The following is a 5,893-nucleotide window of genomic DNA, read 5'->3' as shown; positions in this document are numbered from 1 at the left end:
CATCATCGCAGCTCAGAGGGCACTTTCCTCGTCACGACACCCGACGACCAGCCAATTCGTCCGTGGATCGAGGCTTAGCGGCTCAGTCCCGTTCGGCCAGCCCGAACGGCCCGGCACCGGCCCCCTCGTCGGCGTACCAGTGCACCGCGTCGACCCCGGACTGCAACGACAGGTCGGCGACCACGCGCTCCAGCCGGCCGGCGGCCTCGCCGTCGACCAGCACCTGCGCGGTGAGCACGGTGTCCCCGTCGTCGTCGCGGCCGGTGCGCAGCCCGTGCAGCAGCAGGTCGTCGCCGCCCAGCCGGCGCACCAGCTGGGCGCGCAGCACCTGTTCGCGCTCGGGCAGGCAGACCAGCTGCACCCGGTAGGGCCGCGGGTCGTGGTCCTCCTCGAGGTGGTGGTCGCGGTCGATCAGCCGGCCCAGCGGGCGGCCCAGCAGGTGGGTGCCGACGATCGCGGCGGTGGCCACCGCCGCGAACAGCAGATGCCCGCCGGCGGCCAGCACCCCGACCGCCGCCGAACACCACAGCGTGGCGGCGGTGTTGAGGCCCCGGACGTTGAACCCCTCCCGCAGGATCACCCCACCGCCGAGGAAGCCGACACCGGAGACCACATAGGAGGCGACCCGGGTGGGGCCGCCGACGTCGTCGGTGGCCACCGAGTACAGCACGAACAGGGTGGCGCCCGCGGCGACCAGCGCGTTGGTGCGAAGCCCCGCCATCCGGGCCCGCCACTGCCGTTCCAGCCCGATCAGCGCCCCGCAGCCCAGCCCGACGGCCAGCCGGAGCGCGAAGTCGGCCAGGCTCAATGTCTGCACGGTTCGTTGATACCAGGGCCTGCGCCGATCCGCGCGGCGAGCGCCGCGCTCCCTTGACCGGCCGGGGCCCGCGTGTTAGGCAGATGCCTCGCGCTGTCAGTGGATTCGGCCGGAAGGGGCCCGCGGTGGACCTGCAACGGATCGGTGACGAGTTGGCGATCGCGGCGCTGCTGAACCGCTACGCCCGGGCGGTGGACACCCGCGACTGGGCGCTGTACCGCTCGGTGTTCACCGACGACGCCACGATCGACTACGTCTCGGCCGGGGCGATCGCGGGCGGTCGCGACGAGGTCGCCGACTGGCTGGCCGCCGCGATGGCGGCGATCCCGATGAGCCTGCACCACATCACCAACATCGAGGCCGACGTGCACGGCGACACCGCCACGGTGCGGGCGATGTTCTACAACCCGATGCAGCTGCCGGGGCTGGACTCCCCCAGCTTCTTCGGCGGCTACTACCACCACGAACTGGTCCGCACCGCCGACGGCTGGCGCAGCCGGGCCCTGCGCGAGGAGACCGTCTGGTCGCAGAACCCGCCGGGCTGAGCCGCGCTCAGCCGGTGGCGATCCGCCAGGTCGCGGCGTCGTGCTGCTCCTGCCAGAACCGGGCGAAGCGGCCACCGGCGGCCAGCAGATCGGCCGGGGCGCCGTCCTCGACGATGCGCCCGCCCTCCAGGAACAGCACCCGGTCGGCGCGGCGGATGCTGGCCAGCCGGTGGGCCACCACCACCCGGGTACGCGGCCGCGGGTCGGCGGTGAGGGCGGCGACCACGGCGGCCTCGTTCTCGGTGTCCAGCGCGCTGGTGGCCTCGTCGACCAGCAGCACCGGCGCCGGTTTGAGCAGGGCGCGCGCGATCGAGACCCGCTGACGCTCGCCGCCGGAGAGTGCGGAGCCGGCCTCGCCGACCGCCGCGTCCGCGCCGTCGGGCAGCCGGGCGGTGATCTCGTCGACCCGCGCCAGCCGCATCGCGCCCCGGTAGTCGTCGTCGGCGGCGGCCGGATCGCCGGCGCGCACGTTCGCGCCGATCGTGCCGTCGAACAGATAGGGGTGCTGGAAGACCACGCTGGTGGCGGCGCGGCGATTGGCCAGATCCAGACCGGCGGTGTCGACCCCGTCGATGAGAACCCGGCCGGAACCGGGCAGGTGCAGCCCGGCGATCAGCGCCAACACGGTGCTCTTGCCCGACCCCGACGGCCCGACGATCGCGGTGGTGGTGCCCGCCGCCAGCCGGAAGCCGACACCGTCGAGCACCGGTGTGGTCGAGCCCGGGTAGCCGAAGGTGACGTCGTCGAACACCACTTCCGGGGCGCCGGTGGCGGCGGGCAGCGCGCCGGTGCCTGCCGGCGTGGTCGGCGCGGAGAGCACCGCCCCGATGCGCTCCAGGGTGGCCCGGGTCGAGCCCAGCGCCGGGCCCAGTTCGGCGATCGTGGTGAACGGTTCCAGGTAGCGCACGATCACCACGATCAGCGCGACGGCCTGGCCCACCCCCAGGTCGCCGGAGACGGTCAGTGCTGCGGCCGTGCCGGCCAGGATGATCAGCGCCAGCTGGCTGACCAGGCTGAACAGCAGTTGTCCGGGAATCTGCATGCGCAGCAACCGCATCAGGGCGCCGTGCTGGGTGGCCACCGCCGCGCCGACCAGGCTGCGGGCCGGCTCGGCGCGGCGCGCCGCGCGCAGCGCCGGCTGGGTGCGGGCGAACTCGATGATCCGCTCGGTCAGTTCGGCGTTGGCGGTGTCGGCGGCGGCGTCGGCGGTGCGGGCCAACCGCACCGAGGCGGCCAGCGCACCGAGTAGCAGCGGCACCCCGGCCAGGGCGGCCAGCCCCAGCGGCACCGAGACCGGCAGCAGGGCGACCGCGATCGCGGCGGGCAGCAGCGCGGCGGTGGCCAGCGGCGCGGCGAGGTAGACCAGCAGTCCCAGCAGTTCCGGGCCGGTGGCGGCGATCGCCTGCCGGGCGGTGGCGGTGGTGTCGGCGTCGAACCAGTCCAGCCGGACGGCGGCGAGCCGGTCGGCGACCTGGTGCTGGGCGCGGTCCAGCACCGCGAACCCCAGGGCGAAGCCGAGCCGGGCGGCCGCGGCGTCGATCAGCCAGCCGGCCACGGTGGCGGCGGTGAGCCAGCCCAGCCAGGGCAGCGCGGTCGTGGGGGCGTCGGAGAACAGTGCCGCCAGCAGCGGCACCAGCAGCACCACCGCGCCGGCGCGCACCACCACCGACAGCGCGGTCAGCGTCAGGTAGGCGGCGAAGCGGCGGCGCTGGTCGGGGGGGATCAGCAGCCCCAGGGTGGCGATCATCGGGTCGCCTCCGCCAGCCGGCCGGCCTGTCCGCTTCGCCACAGCCGCTGGTAGCGACCGCCCGCGGCGACCAGTTCGTCGTGGGTGCCGCGTTCGACGATCCGGCCGTGGTCGAGCACCGCGATCTGGTCGGCGCCGGTGATCGTGTGCAGCCGGTGGGCGATCACCAGCACGGTGCGGTTCGCGGTCAACCGGGTCAGGGCCTGTTGCACCAGGTACTCCGATTCGGGGTCGGCGAAGGCGGTGGCCTCGTCGAGGATGAGCACCGGGGTGTCGGCGAGCAGGGCGCGCGCGATCGTCAGCCGTTGGCGTTCCCCGCCGGACAGGGTGCTGTCGGCGTCGAGCACGGTGTGGTAGCCGTCGGGGAGCGCCAGGATCCGGTCGTGGATCTGGGCGTCGCGGGCGGCGGCGTGGACCGCCTCGGCGGGCGCGTCGGGCACCGCCAGCGCGATGTTGTCGAAGACGCTGCCGCGCACCAGCTGGGTGTCCTGCAGCACGAACCCGACTTCGCGGTAGAGCTCGTCGGCGCTGCGGCCGCGGATGTCGCGCCCGCCGATCCGGATCGCGCCTGCGTCGACGTCGTGGAACCGGGCCACCAGCGCCGCCAGCGTCGACTTGCCCGAGCCCGACGGCCCGACCAGCGCGGTCACGGTCCCCGGCGGCAGCTGCAGTGTCACATCGTGCAGCACCGGCACGCCCGGGCGGTAGCCGAAGGTGACCGCGTCGAACTCCACCGCCGCCGCGCCCGGGACCGCACCACCGTCGGCCCGGGTGTCCGGGGCGACCGTGAGTTCGGGCTCGTCGAACGCGGCCTGCAGCCGGCGGGCCGCCAGCAGCCCGGCGCTGATCCCGCCCAGCCCGTAGCCGATGCCCAGCAGCCGGGTGCCGAACGTGGTGCCCAGCACCAGGAACGGCAGCACGGTCAGCGGGTCCATCCGGCCCGCGACCACCAGCAGGGTGCCCGCGGTGACGATCAGCCACAGGAACGTCGACGGCCGGGTGACCAGGTCCATCAGCGTCTTCTTGCCGGTCAGCGGTCGCTGCCAACCGACCAGGAACTCCAGGTACTCGCCGAGGCGGGCGCGGAACGTGGAGGCCGCCGCGCCGCCGAAGACCCGGATCACCGGCTGGGCGGCCAGGTAGGCGCCGGCTTCGGTGTTCATCGTCTCCGACCAGTGCTGCGCCTGGGTGATCCGGGAACTGGACTGCACCGACATCACCGACATCAACACCAGGTAGACCAGCACCGGCCCCAGCAGCAGCAGCCCGAGTCGCCAGTCGACGACGAACAGGTAGCCCAGCACCGCCAGCGGCGCCACCACCGCGGCGACCGCGTCGGGGATCGCGTGGGTGACCAGGTAGTGCAACGCCAGGGTGTCGTCGTTGACCAGTTGCTTGATCGAACCCGAGCCGCGGGCGGTGAACCAGCCCAGCGGCAGCCGGGCCAGCTTGCCCAGCAGCCGGTTTCGCACGTCACGGGCGAACCGGGCGTCGACCACGTGCAGCCACAGGGTCAGCGCGGCCCCGAGCAGCGCGCCGCCCCCGAGCAGTACCACCGCCGCGACCCCGATCGGCCACAGCCGTTCGGGCGGGTCACCGGCCAACAGGCGCCGGGCCAACTCCACCAGCAGCACGAACGGGGCCAACTCGGTGAGGGTGATCACCGCCTGCAGCACCCCGGCCAGCGCGACCTGGGTCCGCAGCGGGCGCAGCAGCCGCCCGGCGCCCTGCGCCTTCCAGGTGCCCGCCACCGGTGGGGCCGCGGCGGCCGTTTCGGCCGGTGTCGCGGGCGGGGCCGGTGCGTCAGCGGTAGCGGGGGCCGGCTCGACGGGGGTCTCGGCGGGTGTTTCGGCGGCGGTGGAGCGCAGCGTGCCCATGGCGCGCCCGGCGCTCCAGTAGGCGTGGGCGTGCACCTCGGATTTGGGGAACCCGAAGGTGTCGCGCAACCGGGTGCGCACGTGTTTGAGGCTGCCGGCCTCCGGGGTCGCCCAGGCGTACCAGTTCGACCAGTCCCGGGCTTCGATGGCCTCGGCCAGCGAGGTCGGGCCGCGGCGGGCCACCCAGTGGGTGCGCAGCCGCGGGTGTGCGGCCAGCGGGATCAGCGGGTCGGCGTCGTCGTGCTGTTCGAGGTAGAGCTCGACGGGGACGTCGTCGGGGACGGTGCCGATGATGCCGTTGATGCCCGGGATCGAGGCGGCGTCGCCGATCAGCAGGTAGCCGGCGGGCTGCTCGTCGGGCACCACGAACCGCGTCGAGCCCATCATCGACATCACTGCGATGGTGTCGCCTGCCGCGGCGGCGCGTGCCCAGCGCGACGCCGGCCCGGCCGGCTCGTGCATGAGCATGTCGACGGCGAACGCGCCGGTGGCCGGGTCGGTCTCGGTCAGGGTGTAGGCGCGCTGGAACTCGGTGGCCGATCCGTCCGGGTCGGGGAACCAGAACCGCAGCCAGGCGGCGGGCTCGGGTGCCGCGTCGTCGAACAAGGTCGGTGAAGTCATCCGCACTCGCACGAAATGCGGTGCCAGCATTACGGTTTCGACGACGGTGGCGAGGTGGTCGCGCGCGCCGAAGCCGCGCAGTACCATGCCCTGCAGGCCGCGGGCCATCAGTGTTGAACTCCGGCCACCGTGCACCACCCCATCTGTCGTCCGCTTTAGCTAAGGGTTACCTTACCTGGGCGTCGGGGCGCGGTGGACGCCGGTGCGGGCGGAGGTGTGTGAGTTCATGACATAGGTGACAGCTGAGTCGCGACATGGGTGACACCGTCAGGGGTGGCTGATGAGT

At 73.6% G+C, this 5,893-nt stretch carries 4 protein-coding genes; 1 reads left to right on the top strand and 3 read right to left on the bottom strand.

All coding sequences use genetic code 11. The features are described 5' to 3' along the window. Positions 1 to 82: 82 nt before the first annotated feature. Entirely contained in the window at positions 83 to 817 is a 735-nt protein-coding gene (locus AWC30_RS09560) for an MgtC/SapB family protein (protein ID WP_085109973.1), read from the bottom strand. A 125-nt stretch (positions 818 to 942) separates the two neighbouring features. Here AWC30_RS09560 and AWC30_RS09555 point away from each other — a divergent pair, with 125 nt between their 5' ends. Beyond that, complete coding sequence (locus AWC30_RS09555) at positions 943 to 1,362, top strand: nuclear transport factor 2 family protein (protein ID WP_234808019.1); 420 nt, start codon at positions 943 to 945, stop codon at positions 1,360 to 1,362. Between the two features lie 7 nt (positions 1,363 to 1,369). Here the strand turns inward: AWC30_RS09555 and AWC30_RS09550 are convergent, their stop codons facing one another. Continuing rightward, complete coding sequence (locus AWC30_RS09550; RefSeq protein ID WP_085109971.1) at positions 1,370 to 3,109, bottom strand: ABC transporter ATP-binding protein; 1,740 nt, start codon at positions 3,107 to 3,109, stop codon at positions 1,370 to 1,372. Next, on the bottom strand, positions 3,106 to 5,715 hold the full coding sequence (locus AWC30_RS09545) for an ABC transporter ATP-binding protein/permease (RefSeq protein WP_085109970.1): 2,610 nt from the start codon (positions 5,713 to 5,715) through the stop codon (positions 3,106 to 3,108). The genes AWC30_RS09550 and AWC30_RS09545 overlap by 4 nt, the downstream gene beginning before the upstream one ends. Positions 5,716 to 5,893: the final 178 nt, after the last annotated feature.

This window comes from Mycolicibacillus trivialis (genome assembly GCF_002102395.1).
GTDB lineage: Bacteria > Actinomycetota > Actinomycetes > Mycobacteriales > Mycobacteriaceae > Mycobacterium > Mycobacterium triviale.
Note: the sequence above shows the minus strand (reverse complement) of the source record. Positions and strands in the feature narration are given on the sequence as shown.

Coding starts and splice junctions, on each gene's coding strand:
- AWC30_RS09550 (WP_085109971.1), bottom strand. CDS start 3,109: ATGATCGCCACCCTGGGGCTGCTGATCCCCCCCGACCAGCGCCGCCGC.
- AWC30_RS09545 (WP_085109970.1), bottom strand. CDS start 5,715: ATGGCCCGCGGCCTGCAGGGCATGGTACTGCGCGGCTTCGGCGCGCGC.